This window comes from Sulfitobacter sabulilitoris (assembly GCF_005887615.1).
Taxonomy (GTDB): Bacteria; Pseudomonadota; Alphaproteobacteria; order Rhodobacterales; family Rhodobacteraceae; genus Sulfitobacter_E; species Sulfitobacter_E sabulilitoris.
Genome location: NZ_VANS01000001.1, coordinates 425,660 through 448,772 on the forward strand (window position 1 = coordinate 425,660; position 23,113 = coordinate 448,772).

General features: G+C 62.3%; 15 protein-coding genes and 2 tRNA genes. 12 read left to right on the top strand and 5 right to left on the bottom strand.

Annotated features, from left to right (window positions below; all coding sequences use genetic code 11):
* Window positions 1-343 precede the first annotated feature (343 nt).
* The 6 genes from lon (at window position 344) to FDT80_RS01995 (ending at window position 11,165) form a co-directional block, all read left to right on the top strand.
* Complete coding sequence (lon, locus tag FDT80_RS01970; RefSeq protein ID WP_138660558.1) at window positions 344-2,752, top strand: endopeptidase La; 2,409 nt, start codon at window positions 344-346, stop codon at window positions 2,750-2,752.
* A gap of 167 nt (window positions 2,753-2,919) precedes the next feature.
* Entirely contained in the window at window positions 2,920-3,399 is a 480-nt protein-coding gene (locus FDT80_RS01975) for an HU family DNA-binding protein (protein WP_138660559.1), read from the top strand.
* Window positions 3,400-3,471: 72 nt separating this feature from the next.
* A tRNA-Val gene (locus FDT80_RS01980) sits at window positions 3,472-3,546 on the top strand.
* A 338-nt stretch (window positions 3,547-3,884) separates the two neighbouring features.
* Window positions 3,885-9,794, top strand: a complete 5,910-nt coding sequence (locus FDT80_RS01985; protein ID WP_170311762.1) for a GAF domain-containing protein — start codon at window positions 3,885-3,887, stop codon at window positions 9,792-9,794.
* Window positions 9,791-10,138, top strand: coding sequence for an Hpt domain-containing protein (locus FDT80_RS01990; protein ID WP_138660561.1), 348 nt, complete (start codon window positions 9,791-9,793; stop codon window positions 10,136-10,138). The genes FDT80_RS01985 and FDT80_RS01990 overlap by 4 nt, the downstream gene beginning before the upstream one ends.
* The gene (locus FDT80_RS01995; protein WP_138660562.1) at window positions 10,131-11,165 is read left to right on the top strand and encodes an adenylate/guanylate cyclase domain-containing protein; all 1,035 of its coding nucleotides are present in this window, start codon (window positions 10,131-10,133) and stop codon (window positions 11,163-11,165) included. Before FDT80_RS01990 ends, FDT80_RS01995 begins: the two co-directional genes overlap by 8 nt.
* Window positions 11,166-11,280: 115 nt before the next feature.
* Here the strand turns inward: FDT80_RS01995 and FDT80_RS02000 are convergent, their stop codons facing one another.
* From FDT80_RS02000 to dctP, 3 genes are read right to left on the bottom strand one after another with little or no spacing between them, the layout of a single operon-like run.
* Window positions 11,281-12,597 (bottom strand): TRAP transporter large permease, encoded by a 1,317-nt coding sequence (locus FDT80_RS02000; RefSeq protein ID WP_138660563.1) that lies wholly within the window; start codon window positions 12,595-12,597, stop codon window positions 11,281-11,283.
* 10 nt (window positions 12,598-12,607) lie between these two features.
* Complete coding sequence (locus tag FDT80_RS02005) at window positions 12,608-13,108, bottom strand: TRAP transporter small permease (protein WP_138660564.1); 501 nt, start codon at window positions 13,106-13,108, stop codon at window positions 12,608-12,610.
* A 19-nt stretch (window positions 13,109-13,127) separates the two neighbouring features.
* The gene (gene dctP, locus FDT80_RS02010; RefSeq protein WP_138660565.1) at window positions 13,128-14,099 is read right to left on the bottom strand and encodes a TRAP transporter substrate-binding protein DctP; all 972 of its coding nucleotides are present in this window, start codon (window positions 14,097-14,099) and stop codon (window positions 13,128-13,130) included.
* 452 nt (window positions 14,100-14,551) lie between these two features.
* Here dctP and FDT80_RS02015 point away from each other — a divergent pair, with 452 nt between their 5' ends.
* Together FDT80_RS02015 and FDT80_RS02020 are read left to right on the top strand one after the other, a co-directional pair.
* Complete coding sequence (locus FDT80_RS02015; RefSeq protein ID WP_246039805.1) at window positions 14,552-16,990, top strand: mechanosensitive ion channel domain-containing protein; 2,439 nt, start codon at window positions 14,552-14,554, stop codon at window positions 16,988-16,990.
* Window positions 16,991-17,161: 171 nt separating this feature from the next.
* Window positions 17,162-17,237 (top strand) — tRNA-Val (locus tag FDT80_RS02020).
* A gap of 64 nt (window positions 17,238-17,301) precedes the next feature.
* Here the strand turns inward: FDT80_RS02020 and FDT80_RS02025 are convergent.
* Window positions 17,302-17,691 carry a hypothetical protein gene (locus FDT80_RS02025; protein ID WP_138660567.1) on the bottom strand — a complete coding sequence of 130 codons (390 nt, stop codon included), beginning with the start codon at window positions 17,689-17,691 and terminating at the stop codon, window positions 17,302-17,304.
* A 123-nt stretch (window positions 17,692-17,814) separates the two neighbouring features.
* Window positions 17,815-19,272, bottom strand: coding sequence for a sensor histidine kinase (locus FDT80_RS02030; protein WP_138660568.1), 1,458 nt, complete (start codon window positions 19,270-19,272; stop codon window positions 17,815-17,817).
* A 256-nt stretch (window positions 19,273-19,528) separates the two neighbouring features.
* Here FDT80_RS02030 and FDT80_RS19155 point away from each other — a divergent pair, with 256 nt between their 5' ends.
* The 4 genes from FDT80_RS19155 to FDT80_RS02045 all read left to right on the top strand — a co-directional run bounded on the left by FDT80_RS19155 (window position 19,529) and on the right by FDT80_RS02045 (window position 23,082).
* A complete protein-coding gene (locus tag FDT80_RS19155) occupies window positions 19,529-19,654 on the top strand; it encodes a hypothetical protein (RefSeq protein ID WP_281278381.1) in 126 nt (41 codons plus the stop codon).
* 599 nt (window positions 19,655-20,253) lie between these two features.
* Complete coding sequence (locus tag FDT80_RS02035) at window positions 20,254-21,327, top strand: Hint domain-containing protein (protein ID WP_138660569.1); 1,074 nt, start codon at window positions 20,254-20,256, stop codon at window positions 21,325-21,327.
* Window positions 21,328-21,825: 498 nt separating this feature from the next.
* Window positions 21,826-22,047, top strand: a complete 222-nt coding sequence (locus FDT80_RS02040; protein WP_138660570.1) for a hypothetical protein — start codon at window positions 21,826-21,828, stop codon at window positions 22,045-22,047.
* A gap of 96 nt (window positions 22,048-22,143) precedes the next feature.
* Window positions 22,144-23,082, top strand: coding sequence for a pirin family protein (locus tag FDT80_RS02045; RefSeq protein ID WP_138660571.1), 939 nt, complete (start codon window positions 22,144-22,146; stop codon window positions 23,080-23,082).
* The last annotated feature ends 31 nt before the right edge of the window (window positions 23,083-23,113 follow it).

Sequence of the window (23,113 nt, forward strand, 5' to 3'; positions counted from 1 at the left end):
AAGCCTTTTGCCAGTGTGATTTGGAGATCGGCCAAGGCTCGTGTACCATGTGCGACAGGGTCCGACCGGGCGATTTTTTTCATGCCGGGTGGGCAGCGCGCGGTTAAGGCGCTGTTCATGCCGCGCTGGTATCGAACGCGGGGCCCGCGATTGGAATGAACTGTGTCGTGGCACGACTCCCGCCTTGTACTTGGCGGATGGCTTGGCCATTGTGAGATCCACATAGAAAACGGAAGGTTGAATTTCGCCGGGTCGCCCCCACTTTATTCTTCCAGAACCGGAGACGGCCAGGAGTTGCCTTATGCAAGGGACCGGCGCCGTTTTGCCAAGATAAGGAATGAGCATGCAAGACCCCCTCAACGCATCCTACCCCGTGCTTCCGCTGCGCGATATCGTGGTGTTTCCGCACATGATCGTGCCGCTGTTCGTCGGCCGCGACAAATCCGTGCGCGCCCTCGAGGAGGTGATGGCCGACGACAAGCAGATCCTGCTGTCGAGCCAGATCGACCCGGGTGTGGATGACCCCGATTCCGACGGGATCTACAAGGCCGGTGTGCTGGCCAACGTGCTGCAATTGCTGAAATTGCCCGATGGCACCGTCAAGGTGCTGGTCGAGGGGCAGGCACGGGTGCGCATCACCGAATACCTTGAAAACGACAATTTCTTCGAGGCGCGGGCAGAGTACCTGACCGAAATGCCGGGCGATCTGGCCACCACCGAGGCGCTGTTGCGGTCGGTGGCGGACGAATTCGCGCGCTATGCCAAGGTCAAGAAGAACGTCCCCGAAGAAGCCCTTGCCGCCGTGAGCGAGTCGACCGAGCCGGCCAAGCTGGCCGATCTGGTCGCCGGCCACCTGGGCATCGAGGTCGAGCAGAAGCAGGACCTGCTGGAGACGCTGAGCGTGAGCGAGCGGCTTGAGAAGGTCTATGGCCTGATGCAGGGCGAGATGTCGGTGCTGCAGGTCGAGAAGAAGATCAAGACCCGCGTCAAGAGCCAGATGGAGCGCACCCAGCGCGAATACTACCTGAACGAGCAGATGAAGGCCATTCAGCAGGAACTGGGCGACGGCGAGGACGGCAAGAACGAAGTGGCCGAACTTGAGGCCAAGATCGCCGAGACCAAGCTGAGCAAGGAAGCGCGCGACAAGGCGGATGCAGAGCTCAAAAAGCTCAAGAACATGAGCCCGATGAGCGCCGAGGCGACGGTGGTTCGCAACTATCTCGACTGGATGCTGTCGATCCCGTGGGGCAAGAAAACCCGCGTCAAGAAAGACCTGGGCCGGGCGCAGAAGGTGCTGGACGACGATCACTATGGCCTCGAAAAGGTCAAGGAGCGTATCGTCGAATACCTTGCCGTGCAGCAGCGGTCCTCCAAGATGAAGGGCCCGATCATGTGCCTTGTCGGCCCGCCCGGCGTGGGCAAGACATCGCTTGGCAAATCGGTCGCCAAGGCGACGGGTCGCGAATTCATCCGCATCAGCCTTGGCGGCGTGCGCGACGAAAGCGAGATTCGCGGCCACCGCCGGACCTACATCGGTTCGATGCCCGGCAAGATCATCCAGGCGCTGAAAAAGGCCAAGACGACGAACCCGCTGATCCTGCTCGATGAAATCGACAAGATGGGGCAGGATTTCCGGGGCGACCCGGCGTCGGCCATGCTCGAGGTGCTCGATCCGGAACAGAACTCCACCTTTGTGGATCACTACCTGGAGGTCGAATACGACCTGTCGAACGTGATGTTCCTGACGACGTCGAACAGCTACAACATGCCTGGGCCGCTTCTCGACCGGATGGAGATCATTCCGCTCGCGGGTTACACGGAAGATGAAAAGCGCGAGATCGCCAAGCAGCACCTGATCGCGAAGCAGTTCAAGAACCACGGCCTGAAAGCCAAGGAATTCGAACTGACGGATGAGGCGCTGACCGACATCATCCGCTACTATACCCGCGAAGCCGGTGTGCGGAACCTGGAGCGCGAAATCGCCAAGGTGGCGCGCAAGGCGCTGACCAGGATCGTCAAGAAGGAAGCGACCAGCGTCAAGGTGACGCCCGACAACCTTCACGAGTTTCTGGGCGTGCGCAAGCACCGCTACGGGCTGGCCGAGCAGGAGGATCAGATCGGTGTCGTCACCGGGCTGGCCTATACGTCGGTGGGTGGCGAGCTGTTGTCGATCGAGGCGCTGCGCCTGCCGGGCAAGGGCCGGATGAAGACCACCGGCAAGCTGGGTGACGTGATGAAGGAAAGCATCGATGCCGCGTCAAGCTATGTGCGGTCGATCAGCCCCAAGATCGGCGTGAAGCCGCCGCAGTTCGACAAGATCGACATCCACGTGCACGTGCCCGACGGTGCGACGCCCAAGGATGGCCCAAGCGCCGGTTTGGCGATGGTGACATCGATCGTGTCGGTTCTGACGCAGATCCCGGTGCGGCGCGACATCGCCATGACGGGCGAGGTATCGTTGCGCGGCAACGCGATGCCCATCGGCGGGCTCAAGGAAAAGCTGCTTGCGGCCCTGCGCGGGGGTATCACCACCGTGCTGATCCCGGCGGAGAACGAAAAGGACTTGCCGGAGATTCCCGACAACGTGAAGGAAGGGTTGAACATCATTCCCGTCAGCCACGTATCCGAAGTGCTGGAGCGCGCGTTGGTGCGCAAGCCCGAGCCCATCGAATGGGATCAGGAGGCCGAGGAGGCCGCGGCGGCGGCGCTGCAGTCAAAGTCGGGAACGAACGACGCGGCCACCGCGCACTGACCGGTTGCCGACAGGCCATGAAACACGCGGCGCGCCCGGCCAACGGACGCGCCGTTTTTCGTGTGCAGGCGGGGCAGGGGCACCCGGTGCCGCATCGGACTGGTTTTTCGTGAATTTTGTGCCTATGCTCGGCGCATAAGCAAAAAAATCAGTCCAACGAGGCGAGCATGAGCAGATCAACACCCCCCAAAGCCGCAGCCGCCGGCAAGACGCGCAAACCTGCCGCAACATCGGCGCCCAAGTCGGCACCGCGCGCAAAACCCGCCAAATCGACCGCCGGCACGGGAGCGGCGACAACAGCCCCCGCGCCGGTGACGGCCAGCACGGCCACCCCGGCCAATCCCACCGCGCCTTCGGTCGTCAATTCGGCTGAAACCGTCGTTCTGGGCCCGATCCTGCGCAAGAAAGAACTGATCGACCGCGTCGTCGAACGCTCGGGCATCAAGAAGAAAGACGCCAAGCCCGTGGTCGAGGCGATGCTGGCCGAATTGGGCGAGGCGCTGGCCGAGAACCGCGAACTCGTGCTGCCACCCTTCGGCAAGTTCAAGATCAAACGCGAAAAGACGATGCCGAACGGCCGCGCGATGGTCGTCAAGGTCCGTCAGAGCGCGCCGTCTCAGGCCAAGCTGCCGGACGCGGCGGAGTAGGGCGCGAGCGGCGCAATTTTTGGCGCGACCCCTCTTGCAAGGCGGCGTCGAATTGGGTAGGTCGCACCCCACGGGTGATTAGCTCAGTGGTAGAGCGCTTCGTTCACATCGAAGATGTCAGGAGTTCAAATCTCTTATCACCCACCATTCCCTTTCTGTTTGACCTGATGGCGATCAGCGCGACCGTCGGTGGCACGGATCGCGGCCTACGATCGTGATGATGCAAAAGGCGTTGCCATCGGCCCGCCGCTGACACTGCGCCAGTCGCAAGGCAAGCGCGGCCCCGGCACCCCCCTATAAAGCGGATCAGGCCGCTTCGGCGAAAGATGCGCGTCGTCGGTCCGCCCTGACGACCGGTCACGTCCCTCGGGTCGATGCCGCGCCCTGCCGACTGTACAACGAACCGGAAAAACCATAGCGTTTTGAGATTGGTTTTCGGCTTCGGTTTTCATGGTGCATTTCAACTGCCGCGAGGGGCGCGCTATATGGCTTCCGACATTCCTCAAACAGACAAGGCACTGCACGACAGGATCCGCGCGCTCGAGGCGGACTTGGCGGACCAGCGCGCACAGGCCAAGGCGGCGGCAGACATCCTGCAGGCGATCAACACGACGCAGGACGATATCAGCCGCGTATTCGACGCCATACTCGGACACGCGGCCACCCTGTGCGGTGCGCCGATGGCCAGCCTCAACATCGTTCAGGACGATCGCAAACACGCGCTGATGGCTGCCCATTGGGGCGACAAGCTGCGGCATCTTGCGGTGGGCAGGACGGTCTGGCAACTGGACAGCCCCATTTCCACATCCACCTCGATGCGCGAGGGCAGGGTCGTGCAGGTCGACGATCTCGCCGCGACGCGGCTCTATGGCGAGGGCGACGCCGTCCGCACCAAGGTTGTGGACCTTGAAGGCGTCCGGACTTTCTTGGCCGTGCCGTTGATGAAGGGCGATATCTGCCTTGGCAACATCGCCTTGTACCGGCGCGAGGTGAAGCCCTTTACCGACGATCAGATCGCATTGGTCGAAACCTTCGCGGCACAGGCTGTCATCGCCCTGGACAACGCGCGCCAGGTCCGCGAGATCCAGAACCGCCTGAAGCGCGAGGCGGCAACGTCGGATGTGCTCAAGGTCATCAGCCGGACCCAGAACGACGAGGCGCCGGTGTTCCGCGCGATCCTCGAAAAGGCACAGGAGATCTGCAACGCGCCGATGGCGGGCCTGGTCCTCGCCACGGCGCAGGATGACGCGCTGACGCTGGCCGCGCAGGTGGGCATCTTTCCCGAAGTGATCGCGTTGTTCGAAACCGGCCAGATGAAGGTCGATCCCACTCTGTCCTACTCCGCCAAATGTATCGTCGAAGGCAAGCTCATTGCGTTTGACGACATGGGCCAAAGCGATCTTTACAAGGCCGGAAGCCCCATCGTGCGGCCCATGGTGGACACGTCCGGCATCCGCAGCGTGCTGTTTGTGCCGTTGATCAAGGACAGTGCCGCGATTGGCCTGATCACCCTGTTTCGCCACGACGTGGACCCGTTCACGGATACCGAAATCGCCCTTGTCGAAACCTTTGCCGCGCAGGCGGTCATCGCCATCGAGAACGTGCGCCAGTTCCGCGAGGTCCAGACCCGTCTGGAGCGGGAGGCGGCGACAAAGGAAATCCTGTCGGTCATCAGCCAGAGCCACGAGGATGAAACCCCAGTCTTTCGGGCCATTCTGGACCGGGCCGAGCGGTTGTGCCGGGCGCAGGGCAGCGGCCTGCAACTGGTCAACGAGGCGGGCACGCATCTCAGGATGATGGAGTTCAAGGGGGAGGATCACGGGTCTTTCCCGGTCGGATTCACCTTTGATTTGAACGAGCCCTTGGGCATGTGCATCGCGGTCAGAGACGCGCGGGTCGTGCAGATCGAGGATATGAAAGACACGGATCTCTACCGGGAGGGACATCCGGGCCGGGTTGCACTGGTGGATGTGGAAGGGGTGCGCACGCATCTCAACGTGCCCTTGGTGAAACGCGGCGTGGCCTTTGGAAACATCTCACTCAGTCGCAGGGAGGTTGATCCGTTCACGGCAGACGAGATCGCGCTGGTCGAATCCTTTGCCGCGCAGGCGGTCATCGCCATCGAGAACGCGCGCCAGTTCCGCGAAGTGCAGCAGGCGCTCGCGCGGCAGACCGCGACATCGGAGATCCTGCGCGTCATCAGCAGTTCGCCGACGGACGTGCAACCGGTGTTCGACGTCATCGTCAAGACGGCCGCGGTGCTCTTGGGCTGCGACAAGGCGCTCGTTCACCTGACGGACGGGACGTTTTATTGGCTGGCGGCAAGTGCGACGACCGGTGGCGAGTTGAATACGGCGGCCGTGATCGACACGATCAGCCGCACCACAGCTCTGCGGACACCCCAGGGCACACCCAAGTTCGTGCTGGACGCCAGCCTGAACTTCCCCTCGCGCGCCATCCTCTCCAAGACGATGCTGCATCTGCCGGACTGGTCGGTCGCCGACCTGCCCAGGCACGAGGAACATCGACGGCAGCAGTTCGGCATCAACGCGGCGCTGTACCTGCCCTTGATGCGCGGCAAGACCTGCGTCGGGTTGTTGTCGCTGACGCAAAAGACCGCCCGCGCCTTTACGGAAGCCGAGATCGCGCTGGCTCGGTCCTTTCGTGACCAGGCGATGATTGCCCTCGAAAACACGCGGCTGTTCACAGAGACGCAGGAGGCGTTGAGATACCAGACGGCGACGTCCGAGGTGCTCGACGTGATCTCGCGGTCGCCAAACGAGTTGATGCCGGTGCTGGACGCCATTCTGGCGGTCGCGGCGCGCATCTGCCAGCCGCAATACGCCTATGTGGCGCTGCTGGACCCCGCCGATGGCCGTTACCACATGGTGACATCGTTGAACGTGGACGCCGAATTCTTCGCCTATCTTCAGGCGCACCCGATGGAGCCCGTGCATGGCACCTGCACCGGGCGCGCGGCGCTGCTGGGTCAAACGGTCTATATCGAAGACACGATCAACGACGACAGCTATGAATGGAAAGAGGCCGCGCGCCGTGGCGGGTTCCAGTCGACGCTTGGCGTTCCGCTGATCAAGGACGGGATCACGGTGGGGGTCATCTCACTTGCTCACGGGCAGCCACGTGCCTTCGCGGCAAAGCAGATCGCGCTGGTCGAAACCTTTGCGGCGCAGGCGGTGATCGCCATCAGCAACGCGCGCCTGTTCGACGAGGTGCAGCGCCGCACCGCCGAGGTGACAGAGGCGCTCGAGCAGCAGAAAGCCGCGTCCGAGATACTCAGCGTCATCAGCCGCTCGGTCGAAGACACCCAGCCGGTGTTCGAAAAGATCCTCGAAAGCTGCCAGCACCTGTTTGGCGGCGAAGAACTGGACGTGCTCGTGATCGACGATCAGGGCCTGTTGCAGGTTGCGGCCTATTTGGGCAGACACGAGAAGGAGTTGCTCGAGACCTTTCCCGCCCCATGGGAGATCACACCCGCAGGCGAAGCGATCCGCAGCCGGAAGGTCGCGAATTATGCCGACTGCGCCAACAATCCCGACACCCCGCGCGTGCTGCGGAAAATGGCGCGGATCGCCAGCTATCACTCGGTCGCCTTCGCGCCGATGGTCTGGGAGGGCAGGTCGATCGGCGTTGTTGGCGTGGCACGATCCGCCGAACCCTTTACCGACAAGGAACTGCGCATCATGCAGGGCTTTGCCGACCAGGCCGTGATCGCGATCCAGAACGCGCGGTTGTTCAACGAAACGCAAAGATCGCTTTCGCGCCAGACCGCAAGCGCCGACGTGTTGCGCGTGATCAGTGAATCCCCGAACGATGTGACGCCCGTGTTCGAGAAAATCGTGCAAGCTGCGGTCGATCTGATGTCCTGCGACATGGCCGTGGCCGCCACCAGGGACGAAACCGCATGGTGGCAAGTCGCCGTGGCGACCCAAGAAGGACTGAGGACAGATTTCTCGCAAACCCGCCATCCGCTGGGCCACGACCACAGCCCCCCGGCCAGGGTCATGTCGTCAAGGCAGATGCTGCATGTGCCGGACTGGACGTCGGCGGACCTCGATCCGAAAAGCCGGGAGGTTCACCTGAACAGCGGGATCATGTCGTCGCTGACGTTCCCGCTTGCGCGCGGAACCGACTGCTACGGTTGTCTGGGCTTCACGCGCCAGACCAAGGGCGGATTCACCCAAGAGGAAATCGATATTGCCCGATCGTTTTGCGATCAGGCGATGATCGCGATCGGAAACGCACGTCTGTTCAACGAAACCCAGACCGCTTTGGTGCGTCAGACCGCAAGCGCGGACATCCTGGGGGTGATCAGCGGTGCGCAGCATGATGCGACGCCGGTGTTCTACGCGATTGCCGAGGCCGGGGTCCGCCTCGTGCGGTGCGACGGTGTCGTCGTGCTGGTGCGCGACGGCGATCACTTCGTCCCGTCGGCGGGATTTTCGGTGGAGGACGGGCAGCTTGACGCCCTGAGTTCCGACAGGGTCAGGATAGAGCCGAGCAAGAATTTTCCGTCGCAGGTCTTTGCCAACCGGCAGATGATCCATATCCCTGACTGGTCCAAGGCGGCGCTTCCGGAGCATGAAACAAAAACCGGTGAAAAATTCAAGCTCAAGTCCTGCCTTTACCTGCCGCTTTTGCGCGACGCCGAGTGCGTCGGCGTTCTGATCTTCTCGCGCACGGAATACACACGCGCGTTTTCGACAGATGAAATCGAACTGGCCCATTCGTTTTGCGATCAGGCCGTCATCGCGATTGAAAACGTGCGCCTGTTTCAACAGGCGCAGGACGCCCGCGCCGCCGCCGAAAAGGCCAACGAGGCGAAAAGCGCGTTCCTTGCGACCATGAGCCATGAAATCCGCACGCCGATGAACGCCGTCATCGGGATGAGCGGCTTGTTGATGGATACGCCGCTGGACCCCGAACAGCTTGATTATGCGCAAACCATCCGCACCAGCAGCGACGCCTTGCTGGGCATCATCAACGAGATCCTCGACTTCTCCAAGATCGAAGCCGGTCAGATGGATATCGAACATCAGCCATTCGATCTGCGCGAGTGTGTTGAATCCGCCCTCGACCTGGTCAGCACCCGCGCGGCGGAAAAACACCTGGATCTCGCCTATGTCTATGACGACAGCGTGCCCGCCGCGATCAACACGGATTTGACGCGGTTGCGGCAGATATTGCTGAACCTTCTATCGAACGCGGTGAAGTTCACCGAGCAGGGCGAGGTCGTGCTGTCCATTTCCGCAACGCCGGCGCCAGAGGGCGGATTGGACCTTGCGTTTTCGGTGCGCGACACGGGAATCGGACTGTCGCCCGATGGCATGAAACGCCTGTTCCAGTCGTTCAGCCAGGCGGACAGTTCGACCACGCGGAAATACGGCGGGACCGGGTTGGGGCTCGCGATCTCCAAACGTCTGGCCGAACTGATGGGGGGCACGATGACGGCCGCAAGCCGGGGCCCGGGCACGGGCTCGACCTTCAGCTTCACCATCCGCGCCGACGTGTCCGACCTGCCGCAGGCGCGGGCCCGCGATCTGGTCGGGGAACAGGCGGAATTGCGCGGCAAGCGCATCCTCGTGGTGGATGACAATGACACCAATCGCAAGATACTGAAGCTGCAGACCGGCAAATGGGGTACGCACACCCGCGAAACCGGCTCCGCAATCGAGGCCTTGGCGTGGCTCAAGGACGGTGCCACCTTCGATCTGGCGATCCTCGACATGCACATGCCCGAAATGGACGGCCACGCCCTTGCCGTTGAAATCCGCAAGATCAACCCATCGCTGCCGCTGATCCTGTTCAGCTCTCTCGGGCGACGCGACGAAGAAACGGGCAGCGGTCTTTTCACGGCCGCTCTGGCCAAGCCGCTGCGGCAATCGCAGTTGTTCGACACGCTGGTGTCGGTCTTTGCCCCAATGGCCGCGCAGAGGCCCGCAGCGCCATCGCCGGCGGAGACGCAGACCGACACCGACCTGGCAAGACGCCATCCGCTGCGCATCCTGCTGGCCGAAGACAACCTGGTGAACCAGAAACTGGCCCTGCGACTTCTCGAACAGATGGGCTATCGCGCCGATCTGGCCAGCAACGGGCTGGAGGCGCTGGAAAGCATCGAACGCCAAACCTACGACGTGGTGTTGATGGACGTCCAGATGCCCGAAATGGACGGGCTGGAGGCGTCGCGGCGCATCACCGCGGACAGGCCCGCCGACGCGCGCCCCCGGATCATCGCCATGACCGCCAACGCCATGCAGGGCGACCGCGAGATGTGTCTAGCGGCGGGCATGGACGACTATATCGCCAAACCCATTCGGGTTCCGAAACTGATCGAGGCGCTTGGACAAGTGCCAATCCGCACAAGGAACACGGCATGACACAGGCACCGATCGATCTGCGCGTCTACGATGACCTCAGGCAGGCCGCGGGCGCTGACTTTGTCGGGGAACTGGTCACGACATTTCTGGACGAAGCGCCGGGCATGATCGCAGAGTTGCGCCGGGCGTTGCAGGCCGGGGACCCAGACGGGTTCCGCCGTGCCGCGCATTCGCTCAAGTCGAATGCAAACGTCTTTGGCGCACATGCTCTGGCGGCCCCCGCCAGAGATCTGGAACTGACCGCGGGCGCGCAAGCCACGCCGCAGGTTCTTGCCCTGCTCGACAGGGTGGATGCCGAATTTTCGCGCGCGGCCGCAGCGCTGGAGGGCTTGCACCATGACTGAGGCCGGCGCGGATCTGCTGATCGTCGATGACAACCGGGTCAATCGCCTGCTGTTGGCGCGCAGTGTCGAGCTTTTGGGGTACAGGGCGAGCATGGCCGAAAACGGACGCGCCGCGATGGACATGCTGCGCGAGCGCCGGTTCGATCTGATGCTTCTGGATATCGAGATGCCCGAGATGGACGGCTTCGAAGTGCTCGAAGCCATCAAGCTGGCGCCCGCCTTGCAGGACCTGCCGGTCATCGTGACCTCCTCTGTCGAAGGTGTGGACAACATCGTGCGCTGCATCGATCTGGGGGCGGACGACTATCTGCCCAAACCGGTCAATCCCGTTCTTCTCAAGGCGCGCCTGTCCTCCAGTCTCGAGAAAAAGCGCCTGAGGGACGAGCAAGCCACCCTGCTGAAACGCTTTGCCACCAACGAGGTCGTGCAGGATCTGCAGAAAACCGGCTTCAGGTTGGGCGGGCGGCGGGTACATGCCACGATCCTGTTTTGCGACATCCGGGGTTTCACGGCCATATCCGAACGCCAGTCGCCCGAAGACACGATCGAACTGCTCAACATCTATTACACCCTGATGTTCGAGGCGATCGACCACCACAGCGGGATCGTCACGCTGATGATCGGCGACGGTTTGATGGTCTTGTTCGGTGCCCCGAAACCGCTAGAAAACCCGGCGGCCAGCGCCGTGGCCGCGGCGCAGGACATGCTGGCGATCGTCGAGCAGTTCAATCTTGAGCAGGCCGCGGCGGCGAAACCGGAAATCCGGCTGGGCATCGGCATCGCGACAGGCGAGGTCGTCGCCGGGTTCGCCGGAACCAAGCAGCGGGCCACCTATACTTGCATCGGCGACAAGGTGAACCTTGCATCGCGGCTTGAACAGCACACGAAACGGGTATCCCGCCCGATCCTGATCGATGACGCGACACGCGCCGCCGTGGGCCCCGAACACCCATGCGAGTCCCTGGGGGCCGTGGATTTCGATGGGTTTTCCAGATCCGTGGCGGTCTTTGCGGTCGGGTCGCAATAACGGCCCCGGACGGGGCGATCCGCTGGGGGACAACGACGGGCCGCAATTGGCCAGATCCCGCGGCGCCGGGGGTTGCACATGGGGTCCGCGCGGGCGCGCGCGACCGGGGGCTTGTCTAACGTGCCATCAGCCCCGGCAGCCAGGTGCCAAGCGCCGGCTGCCAGACGATCATCGCCAGAACGAACAGCTTGATCAGCAGAAACGGCATCACCGCGGCATAGATCTGCCGCATGCCGATGTCAGGCGGCGCGACGCCGCGCATCACAAAGAGCAGCAGGCCGAAGGGTGGCGTCAGCAAACCGATCTCCATCGTGAGCAGGTACACGACGCCAAGCACGAGATCGTTGATCCCCATGGCATCGGCCAGCGGCACGAAGACCGGCACCGTGACCATCAGCATCGACACCTGATCGATGAAGCAGCCCAGAAACAGCAGGATGGCGATCATGCCCAGCAGCACCATCAGCGGCGTGGGGTCCACGGCGTTGATCGCCCGGATCAAACCGCCGGTCGCGCCGGAAAAGGACAGCACTTGCGCAAAGGTCTGGCTGGCGGCGATGATGAACAGGATCATCACCGACAGTTTCAGCGTTTCGACCAGTGCGCGGGCGATCTTCTCAAGGCTGAGCGCGCGGTAGCCCGCACCGATCAACAGTGCCGTGACCGAGCCCAGTGCCGCGCTTTCGGTCGGTGTGGCCAACCCGGCCAGCAAGCTGCCGATCACGACGGCAAAGAGCACCGACAACGGCAGCACATAGATCACGAAAGGCGTCCAGCGCTCGCGCAGGCTCATCTGGCGCAGATCCTCGGGCGGGGCGACGGCTGGGTCCAGCAGGCTGCGACCGACGACATAGACGACGAACAACACCGCCAGCATCAGGGCCGGGATCACCCCCGCGATCAGAAGGCCCGAGATCGAAATGCCCGCAAGGCTGCCCACCAGCACCGCAAGGGCCGAGGGCGGGATCAGCATCGCGATGGCCCCCGAGGCCATGATCGGCCCCATCGCCATCGACGGGTGATAACCGCGTTTCAGCATCCCCGGCAGCAGGGTTGAGCCGAGCATGGCGGTATTGGCGATGGTCGAACCGGACAGGGCCGCGAAGATCGTGCCGCCGAAGATCGTGACCACCGACATGCGGCCGGGGATGCGCGTCACCACCCGCTCGATCGCGTCTATCGCCCGGTGGGCGACACCCGTCTGGAACAGCAGCTCCCCCATGAGGATGAACAGCGGGATCGGCGCGAGTTGGAAATTGGCGATGGACTGCGCCGAATTGCGCGCCAGTTGCAGAACGCCTCGGTCGCCGCCCAGCACCGTGTAGGCCCCCACCGTCGTGACGGCGATAAAGGCGAAGGCGACCGGCAGGCCCATGAGCAGCAGGACGCCCAAGGCCCCCAGCATAAGCGAGAGTGAAACCACCCAATCCATCGTTACATCCTTAAAGTCCGGTAAGTGTGGGCGCGGCCGGGCCAGGCCGCAGGGCCTTGCGCAGGAAGATCACGGCACACAGAAGCATCGACAGCGGCACCACCGTCAGCGTCCACCATTCGGGAAAGGTAAAGGAGGTGCGGATCATCGCACCACGCGCGATCGACGCAAGCATCGCCTGCGCGCCGAACCACGCCAGCACCAGCGCCGAGACCGCCCCCACCAGATTGGTCGCGACATGCAGCACGCGCCGGGCGCGTGGACCGACCGATTGCGTCATCAGGTCAACCTTGACGTGCGCATCCAGCGCCAGAACCCAGGGCGCGCCCATGAAAGTCGCGATCAGCAATGCGTATTCGATGGCGTCCAGCGTGCCATACAGCACCGGCAGGCCAAGACTGCGCAGCGCGACGTTGGCGGCAATCGCAACCGCGATCGCCGCCAACAGCCCCGCCGAAATCATCGCCAGCCCCCACAAGAGCAGGTCGAATGTCCGTGTCAGCATCATCATGCCTGTCCCGTCCGATGTGTCAGTCTGTCGTCAGGCAGGACTTGAGCTCTTCGGCCAATGCGGCGTCAACCTCCGCCACGGCGGCCCAACCTTCGGCCTGCGCAGTCGCAAGCCAGGTCTGCCCCGCATCGCCGTCAAAGGTGATGGTTTCGATCCCGGCGTCGGCCTGCGCCGCGAATTCGGCCTCGTTGCGCGCGATGTTCTCGGCGTTCTGCGCCTCGATCCATGCGGCACCTTCCTCCAGCTTGGCGCGTTGTGCGTCGTCCAGATCGTTCCAGACATCCAGATTGACGAGGAAGTTCACATCGACCTGGTAGAAACCGGGATCGACCCGGTATTTCGTCTGTTCGTGCCAGCCGAGGTCAAGCACGCCCTGGCTTGGCCAGCCATACCCGTCGATCGACCCGTTTTCGAGCGCGGAGTAGACCTCGCCCGGGGCGGTGCGCACCAGTGTGGCCCCCAGTTTGGAGAACATCGCGCGGTAGACCGGCGTCGTGCGGATCGTCAGCCCGGTAAGGTCCGGCGTATCGATCGGTTTGGTCAGATACAGGTGAAAAGGCATGTTGTCGCCCGTGCGGGCCAGAAACTTGACGTTCATCTGGTCCTGGTGGATGCGGTCCACGACCTCGAAACATCCGTTGGCGCGCTGGTCCTGAATGCTGTTTTGCGCCAGGTGCAGCGCATCGCCCGCAGGCACGAGGTTGGTGTAGAAGGCCGAGGTGTTGTTGGCGATATCGACCACGCCCGATTGCACGGCATTGCCAAGCTCGAAGGGAGGCACCGCCTCCGGCCCGCCGATCAAGTCGATCTGGACGATCCCTTCGCCGGTGTCGTTGATCCAGTTCACGAAGGCTTCGAAATCGCGCGAGAACGTGGTGCCAAGCGCAAAGGCCGACACCCCCCGCAGGGTGACTTCTTCGGCCCAGGCCGCGTTGGCGGCACAGGTGGTCGCGGCCAGAAGGGCGGCGGTCAGGGTGGTTTTGATCTTCATGGTCACTCTCCCTAGGGGTTGTTTTTATTCGTTTTTGTCTTGTCATGCAGCGCTTGCGCCGTGTTGGGGCTGCGCAGTGGATCGGGGCGTGCATGGGTCGCAATATATCTGCAACTGCATATATCCGTAGCGATCACATTTCGCTGCGTCAATGAAGGTTTTACATCAACGTCGCACCGAGTTGAAATTTTTGCAGGTGGCGCTAAGGCTGAATCTACCCCAAGGCGAGCTTGCGCCGCAAGGACACCCCACACGCGTCCCGGGCCATCCGCTCGCCGCGCGGTCGCGGGCCCAGGTGCCGCGATCCGCGTCATTGCTTTTCATTCGCGCGCAGACTTGCGATAAGGCAAAAAACACGTGTGCAGCCGCCGGGCCATGACCCCGGCCGCGCGGGCGTGAAACATTGGATCGAGTGAGACGAGGTAGTTGTGATGGTGTCAGGATTTCACCGGATGTGCGGGTTGCTTTTGCCGGGGGTCATCTGTGCGATGGTCTTTGTCATCGGGCTTGGCGCACCCGCGGCGATGGCGCAGTTTTCGACCGGGTCGTCGGACGCCGCCGCCGCTGAACCGACCGCCACGGGCGAGGACAGCGGCCCGCTTGCCACGCTGCTCGACATTTTGCGCGACGATGCCGCGCGCGCCAAACTGATCGAAGAGCTGGAGGCGACCGTGGACGCCCCCGCCGATGCAGCGGCGGAGGGTGCCGCGGAAGCCGCGGCGCGCGGTGCCGACGAACAGATTTCGATCGGGCGCCGGATCGCCACCGTCACACAGGAAATCGGCGAGAACACGGTCGCAACCCTCACAGATGTCTGGACCGGGCTGACCTCGGGCAGCGGGTCGGGCGTGTTTTCGGGGCTCAGCGGCGACGAGATCGGCATTCTGATCAATGCGCTGCCCGGGCTTCTGCTGGTGATCGTCATCACCGTCGCGGTCTTTGTCGTGCTGCGCCGCATGGCGCAAAGCTATTACCGGCGACTGGGCCAGAAGGCCGAGAATTCTGGGGTGCTGCGGTCGGTATCGCTGTTCATGATGTCCAATGTCGTCGATCTGCTGATCGTGGTGCTGGCCTGGGGGCTGGGCTATGCCGTGACCATTCTGGCGGTCGGCGAATTCGGCCAGATCGGTATTCGCCAGTCGATGTATCTCAACGCATTCCTGCTGGTCGAGCTGACCAAGGTGCTGATCCGCGCGGTGCTGTCGCCCTCGGCCTCGGGTCTGCGGATCGTTCAGGCGACGGATTATGCCGCGCGCGCGATGTACCGCTACCTGTCCTTTGTGGTCAGCGTTCTGGGCTACGGGCAACTGCTGGTCGTGCCCATCGTCAACCAAAGCGCGTCGGTGGCGGCGGGCAACGGAGTGTCGGCGCTGTTGTCGGTCTTTGTCTTGCTGTACCTGATCTATATCGTCCTGCGCCGCCGCCGCGAGGTGACCAACTGGTTGTCGGACGCCGCACACCCGGGCACGCCCGACGCCACGCACGAGACGGACGTGGAACCCGCCGCCGACGACATGGTCGATGACACCGAGGCGCAAAGTTGGTCCAACCGGGTGCTGGCGGGCGTCGCACAGGTCTGGCACTGGGCCGTGCTGGTCTATCTGTCGGTGATGTTCATCGTCGTCATGACCCAGCCGGCGAACGTGACGCTGGACGCGCTGTTGGGATCGGCCAAGATTCTGGCCGCGATCATTCTTGCCTCGCTGGTGTCGGGGTGGCTGGCGCGGGCCGTGCAGCGCGGCGTGTCGCTGCCCGACGATGTCAACCAGAAGCTGCCGCTGCTGCAACCGCGCATCAACCGCTTCGTGCCGCGCGCCTTCGGGCTGTTGCGGCTGGCGATCCTGCTGGTGGTGTTCATGTTCACGCTGGATGTGATCGGCGCCATCGACATGCGCGGCTGGCTGGAAAGCCAGGTTGGCCTTCAGGTCACGACGACGATCATATCGCTGGCGCTGATCCTGACGGTGGCCTTCGGGCTGTGGCTGGCGCTGACGTCCTTCGTGGATTTCAAGCTGAACCCCGAATACGGCCATGCGCCCACCTCGCGCGAGACCACGCTGCTGACGCTCTTGCGCAACGCGGCGACCATCGCGCTGATCATCCTGACGCTGATGTTCTGCCTCAGCGAGATCGGCCTCGATATCGGGCCCTTGCTGGCCTCTGCCGGTGTGCTTGGCCTCGCCATCGGCTTTGGCGCGCAGAAGATGGTGCAGGACATCATCACCGGCGTGTTCATCCAGTTCGAGAACGCAATCAACGTGGGCGATGTGATCACCGTCGCCGGCACCACGGGCACGGTCGAAAAACTGTCGGTCCGTTCGGTGTCGCTGCGCGATGTGCACGGCGTGTTCCACATGATCCCGTTCTCCTCGGTCGACATGGTCAGCAACTTCATGCGCGAATTCTCCTATTCGGTCTGTGACATGGGCGTGGCCTACCGCGAGAGCGTCGAAGAGGTGAAAGAGGCCATGCACGACGCCTTCGACATGCTGTTGGAACAAGAGGGCATGGACAGCGACATCGTCGCGCCGCTGGAATGGTTCGGCGTCAACAGCTTTGGCGACAGCGCCGTGGTGGTGCGGACCCGCATCAAGACGGTCCCAGGCAAGCAATGGGGCATCGGACGCGCCTACAACGGCTGCCTCAAGATCATCTTTGACGAGCGCAACATCGAAATCCCGTTCCCGCAGCAGACCGTCTGGCTGGGCGAGGCCAAGGACGGCACGACCCAGCCGCTGCGGATCGAAAAAGCGTCGGAGGCGGCGACCGCTGCGGATGACGCGGATGCGTCGGCAAAACCGGACGCAAAGACCGCCGCCCGGACCCGGGACTATGACAGCGAGGGGCTGGACGAGGCGGCACAGGACGACGGTGGCGATGGCAAGGCGTGATCCCGCGCGGTCGTCTGGCCTGTGCCATCCACCGCTTTGCGTGATGCGCCGCGTTATCGGCGCATTGCGGGGCGGGCAGGGCGGTGCATGTCACCTTGAGGACGGCGTTCAGTCGTGGCTTGCAATAGGGGCTTGATGCCCGTCACCGCTTTGCGTTAAACGCTGCCCAGCGGGTCGTTAGCTCAGTTGGTAGAGCGCTTCGTTTACACCGAAGATGTCGGGAGTTCGAGCCTCTCACGACCCACCAACCAACGGTTTGATCTAAGCAGACTGACATGATGCCGCTCTGTGCTTGCGAAGTGCGCTGAAGTTCAGTGCCCCCAGTCGAGCATTTTGCGGGCGAATTTGTCTGCAAGGAATGGGTCATTCGATTTGCGGGCACTCGCCATCCGGGAAAGGGGCGCGAAGCGGACGGTCGGTGCAACTTGCGCCGACGACGGCTGTGCGCAGAGGGTCGCTGACCTGCTCCCCGAGGCTTCCTCGTTCATAACCGGAATTTGCGCGTCAACCTGTGGACCGGATTGCCCAACGCGCCATTCCCTGATCCAGGCCGCGGAGGGAGAATATTGCCGAATTAGCAAAGGCTTATCAACAGCCAAACCCAAGTCGCGTCCTTGCGGCACGTATACTTCGCCCGCGCCGATGTTGTCGGTTGCGGGCATTTTTTCCCTATGATCCAAAAAAATCAGGTCAGACAGCAACGCTCAGCCGTTTTCCCTCCCAGCCGCATCGACGACACCATGCTGAAACAAGTTTCCTGGCCGATCCGTGGTGGCAGGTGACTTCGATCGGCAGGTCGCAGAAATCCAGATCCGCCGCGCAGTCTAAACCGCTCTTGGCATACCCGTCACTGAGACCTTGGGATACCTCAGTTCGGGTACATGGGCGGGACGGTCGTTCAGGGATTTGTGCAACAAAGCCGAGGGCAGATCGAAATAGAAGATACTTCCTTCTCCCACTACGCTTGTAACCCCTATGTCGCCGTCGTGTTTCTTGACGATTTCCCGTGATATGGCCAACCCAAGCCCCGTGCCGCCATGCTTCCTGGAATCCGTTGAATCCACCTGGGTGAATTTCTCGAAAATCCGTTCGAGATCACCTTGCTGTATTCCGCATCCACTGTCCTCGACCGTCACACGCACCGACCCGTTGTTCTCAAAAACAGAAACAACTATTTTCCCGCCGCGGGGTGAAAATTTCACTGCGTTTGACAGCAAGTTGCGCACGACTTGGCCAATTCGGATCGGATCCGCGTCCGCAACAAGTGCATCGTTGTCGCATGTAAAGACAAATTCGATGTCTTGATCCGGCCCGTAGGTTTCGAGCGTGTCAATTTCATCATTGACGACGGCAACCAGGTCTGTCGGTGATTTGTGAATTTCCAGGTTTCCAGAATTGATCTTTTCGAAATCCAAGAGGTCGTTCACGAGCAAATGCAAGGTCGCCGTATTCCTTGCCGCCATTGCCACCAATCTATCCGCCGCGCCAGGCATGTCCGCGACACGCCCCGACTTGAGCATGTCGAGCGAACCCTTGATTGATGTCAACGGAGTTCTCAATTCGTGGCTGACGGTAGACAGGAATTCGCTTTTGCTCTTGTCGGCCGCCGTCGCACGCAACCGCTCTATCTCCAGTTCCGCATTCTGAATCCTGAGACGGCGAAACAAGAGCCAAATGCCGGCCAATGGTGCCGAAAGGGCAAAGACGATCATGCCCGTCATGATCACCGCAACGAGTGTATATTCGGCCCTTACGGCTGCGCTCTTTTCAGTCTGATCCAGATAGGTCTCCGCGATCGCCACCAGTCGGTCGCCATTGTACACGGGAATGTAGGTTTCGCTGTAAAGGTCGGGCCGATCTTGCTTCGATCGACCGTCCTCCACGATGGTCAAGGTCCGGCCGGACGCGACCACATTCGCTGCATGAGGGTTGTGCGCGTCAAGATCCGCAGTTGCTTCGGACCCTTCGCCCGAAATGTACCGAAGCTGGCCTTCGGGGCTGAAGATCTTGAACCGAAAAACTCCACTGATGCTGATCAGGTCTTCGAACAGTTTCCATTCTTCCGATTTCAGAGGCAATCCTTCGGCCACGGCTTCAATTTGGGGAGCATGTCTGACGGCAAACTCGGCCCACTCGACGGACCTGATCGCGGCATTGTGTTCCACTGCACGAACAGTAAGGAACGACATGACCCATACGGTCGCAGCACCCAAAAATATTAGAAAAGCCAGCATGGGAACGATCTTGAACCCTATGTGCTTGCCATCGGTTGCTGCCGTCATGTCCTGTTCCTCACTCTGAAAGGATTTTCGTTCTTGTATCAGTGGTCTATTTTCATTTTCTCAAATTGGGCTCCCAAGCTCAGCTCGGAACCCAGAAGGCCCCTCAGATGGCTTAACCGCGTCAGTTGCCGCGGCTTTCGATGGGTCGGTTCTCAATAATCTGTCTTATCAGGTCTAACTTGAGCAAAAATAAGGCGAATATAGAAGGTGGTGTCGTCGCACGGCTGTTTCGGGCCAGATCAAGGGCCAAGGCACGATGATACTTCTCAAGCGGCTGGGGTCCGATCCGCACCGGCAGTTGCAATTCCTTGGCAAGTTGAGGTTCTGGTCCATGCTGGCCGCTCACCACCCCGTTTCAAGCCTTATCCGCGGCGTGGCCTGAGAGGATGAAAAAGAGAGGGGCAAAGTGACGCCTGATCGTGAGACACATCGGTCATGACGCATTGTTTTGTATCGGGCACCCTAATCGGGCCGGAGGGACAGAGATCCTTTGTTTTCAATAATTTTTCCGCAAAATCAGCCATTTCGGCCTTGTGTTCCACGTCATCGAAGCTGACCCGCGAGGTGCGCATTCTTGCACGAAGTGTTTACGGGGGCAGGGAACCTGCGTGAACCACGATACCTTTCACAGCTGGTGCAAAAGGGCTTGTAGAAAGCGCTCGCTGGCATAGTTGTCGCTAACTTGAGTGACGGCCGCTTCGTCTAAACCGAAGATGTCGGGAATTCGAGCCTCTCACGATCCACCAATCCCCACGTCCCGTCCCAGCGCAAAAGGCCGGCCCCAGCCGATGGCCCGACCGACGCGCGTCTGCTGACGCAGGCCCGGATCGACGCATTCGGTTCGGGCCTTGCGCGGTCCGTGCCCGATCAGGCCGCGACGCAGGTCGAATTGCCGCAATTTTGACCTTTTCCCATCACCGAAAAGCCAACCCTAACCGATATCAAGAATTTTAATAAATATGGGCAAAGAACAAAATACCTATGGCTTCAACGTTTTGGGCGCGAACGGATAGCGGGTCCGCCAACAACCCCGCCCTCAACCTGACGGGTGATCCCGCAGTGGAAATCACCTTTGTGCCGTCCGGCATGTCGGGCGACCTGATCCTCGAAGGCTCAGGCACCGCCACTGACCCTGACACGCAGGTTCAGATCGGCGGACAAACCTATGATTTCACGTATGAACTTGGGGGGTTCCTGCCGACGCGCAAATCGGACGGCGCGCAACAGGTCCCAGACCGGTTCGAAGGCAACCCCGTCTATATCGTCACGGTGCAGGACTATCCCGCGGCAGGCGAGACGACGCGCCTTGCGTTTCTGCCCGATGACCTCGCGACCCAGTCCGAGATGGACGCCTTCGGCAACGGCGCGATCGATGTGCAGGGTGTCGACACGACATCGCCGGGGGCGGTCTGCTTTGCCGGTGGAACCCGTATTCTGACCCCGCAAGGCGAGATGTGTGTTGACGACCTCAAGGCCGGTGATCTGGTCATGACGCTGGACCACGGGCCGCAACCGATCCTGTGGGTGTCGCAGTCGGCGCATTCCTGGCCCGACAGCCCCGAAAAAGAGCTGCCGGTGCTCATTTCTTCCGGCGCGTTCGGCCAGGGCGCGCCCCGAAACGATCTGGTCGTGTCACCACAGCACAAAATTCTCGTGACGCGATGCAACGATGCCGCGAGTTCGGAGGCGGTCGAGGCCCTTGTTCCGGCCAAGGGCCTGACGTCCCTTCCCGGGATCCGCATCATGAAAGGCAAACGCAGCGTGGTCTATTTCCACATCCTTCTGGAGAACCATGAGATCGTGATGGCCGAAGGCCTGCCGAGCGAAAGCTTTTTCCCCGGCTCGACTGCGCTGAACATGCTGTTGGACCACCAGGTGAGGGACATCCTTTCGCTTGTTCCGGGCTTGGCGGCGGACCGGGAAAACGGCTACGGGCCGCGGGCCCGCGATTATCTGACATTCAGCCAGACCAAGGCCCTGGTGCGGATTTGCAAGAAAAGCGGCGATGATCTGTCGGCGCGGCACACCCGGTGCGGCCACGCGGCCGCGGCGTGACGGGCCGCCGTTGACGGCCCTGTCACTGTGCCGATGGCGGGCTGCAAACATTGGTTCTTGTGCGCTGGCGATAAATGAGATGGGGCGATAGTTCACCAAGCCCTCGTTCGGCGATGCCAGTTCAAATGTGGCGACGTCCGCCCCTGCCGCTCACCGCCAAGACAGCCCGTCCCGCGCCCTGGTCGCAAAACCCTGCCGGCCAGGACTGCGCTGCGGCGACCCTGTGAAATACGCCGATTCGGGCCGGTGTGTCCGGGTCGGGACGGTGCGCTTGCCAGCGCATTGGTGCCGGGGCGGTGTGGCACCGGTCGGTTTTCCCGGCCAGTGCGGTCTGCCATGTCGAGGGGGTGCAAGAAACCGGTTGAACAGGGTCACACCCTGCGTTAGCCGACCGGTTCTCCTTTAACGGGTATTTCAAAAGGGCAATTACGATGTTTGGCAACGAGCGGCCATTTGTGCGCAAAGGCGTTTTCATTGCGGGTGACGGGGTGCAAAACCATGTCTGATGCCGAGAAATCAGCCGCCCTGAACTCGCTTCTCGCGGTGCTCGAAACGCTGCCGGGTGGGCAATCCGTACCATCGGGCCTGCTGATCGCTTCGGGCCTTGTGGAGCATCTGGCCTATGAAAACGCCGAGGTCCTGGCTCCGCAGGACAGTGCCGAACTGATCCTGATCGCGGCCAAGCTGGATCGCGCGGCCCGGCGGATCCAACCTGGGTAAGCGCGCTTTGCCGCCACTGTCCCGCGGCCGCTCTTGTCTCCTCGTGCGGTGCGGCTATCCTTGGCGGCGATCCGCGTCCGAACAGGAGACCCCGAGATGAGTTGGAACCCGGCCCTTGACCCCGATTGCCCCACCGGCGACGCGGTGGACGCGATCGAAACCGTCATCGTGCCCCGTGCCCGCGATCTGGGCGGTTTCGAGGTCCGGCGCGCGCTGCCCGCGCCGCAGCGGCAGATGGTCGGCCCCTTCATCTTTTTCGACCAGATGGGTCCGGCGGAATTCGTCACCGGCAGCGGCATCGACGTGCGCCCGCATCCGCATATCGGGTTGGCGACCGTCACCTATCTCTACAAGGGCAAGATCCACCACCGCGACAGCCTGGGCACCGATCAGTGGATCGAACCGGGGGCGGTCAACTGGATGGTGGCGGGCCACGGCATCACCCATTCCGAACGGACCGATGGCGAGGTCCGCACCCGGCCGCACAGCCTGTTCGGCCTGCAGACCTGGGTCGCGTTGCCCAAGGACGCCGAGGACGATCCGGCGGCGTTCGAACATGCGCCGAAAGAGAGCCTGCCGCTGCTCGAGGCGGAGGGCAAGCAGCTTCGCCTGATCCTCGGCACGGCCTATGGCGCGCGCGCGCCGGTCAAGACCCCGTCGGAGATGTTCTATGCCGATGCGCTCCTGGACGCGGGCGCGTCGCTGCCCTTGCCGGACGATCACGAAGACCGCGGCGTCTATGTGCTCGACGGGTCGGTCATCGTCGCGGGCGAGGCGTTCGGAGCGGGGCGGATGATGGTCTTTCGCCCCGGCGACCGGATCAGCCTGCGCGCCGGCGACACAGGTGCACGGGTGATGCTGCTGGGCGGCGCCACGCTTGAGGGGCCGCGCCACATCTGGTGGAATTTCGTGGCCTCGTCGCGCGACAGGATCGACGCGGCCAAGGAGGCCTGGCGGGCGGGCGACTGGGCGCACGGGCGGTTCAGGCTGCCGCCGGGCGACGACGCCGAGCATATTCCGCTGCCCGAGGCGTGACCGGGCCCATGTGGCCTTGTCGCGGAACCGG

Coding starts and splice junctions, on each gene's coding strand:
- lon (WP_138660558.1), top strand. CDS start 344: ATGCAAGACCCCCTCAACGCATCCTACCCCGTGCTTCCGCTGCGCGAT.
- FDT80_RS01975 (WP_138660559.1), top strand. CDS start 2,920: ATGAGCAGATCAACACCCCCCAAAGCCGCAGCCGCCGGCAAGACGCGC.
- FDT80_RS01985 (WP_170311762.1), top strand. CDS start 3,885: ATGGCTTCCGACATTCCTCAAACAGACAAGGCACTGCACGACAGGATC.
- FDT80_RS01990 (WP_138660561.1), top strand. CDS start 9,791: ATGACACAGGCACCGATCGATCTGCGCGTCTACGATGACCTCAGGCAG.
- FDT80_RS01995 (WP_138660562.1), top strand. CDS start 10,131: ATGACTGAGGCCGGCGCGGATCTGCTGATCGTCGATGACAACCGGGTC.
- FDT80_RS02000 (WP_138660563.1), bottom strand. CDS start 12,597: ATGGATTGGGTGGTTTCACTCTCGCTTATGCTGGGGGCCTTGGGCGTC.
- FDT80_RS02005 (WP_138660564.1), bottom strand. CDS start 13,108: ATGATGATGCTGACACGGACATTCGACCTGCTCTTGTGGGGGCTGGCG.
- dctP (WP_138660565.1), bottom strand. CDS start 14,099: ATGAAGATCAAAACCACCCTGACCGCCGCCCTTCTGGCCGCGACCACC.
- FDT80_RS02015 (WP_246039805.1), top strand. CDS start 14,552: ATGTGCGGGTTGCTTTTGCCGGGGGTCATCTGTGCGATGGTCTTTGTC.
- FDT80_RS02030 (WP_138660568.1), bottom strand. CDS start 19,272: ATGACGGCAGCAACCGATGGCAAGCACATAGGGTTCAAGATCGTTCCC.
- FDT80_RS19155 (WP_281278381.1), top strand. CDS start 19,529: ATGATACTTCTCAAGCGGCTGGGGTCCGATCCGCACCGGCAGTTGCAA.
- FDT80_RS02035 (WP_138660569.1), top strand. CDS start 20,254: ATGGCTTCAACGTTTTGGGCGCGAACGGATAGCGGGTCCGCCAACAAC.
- FDT80_RS02040 (WP_138660570.1), top strand. CDS start 21,826: ATGTCTGATGCCGAGAAATCAGCCGCCCTGAACTCGCTTCTCGCGGTG.
- FDT80_RS02045 (WP_138660571.1), top strand. CDS start 22,144: ATGAGTTGGAACCCGGCCCTTGACCCCGATTGCCCCACCGGCGACGCG.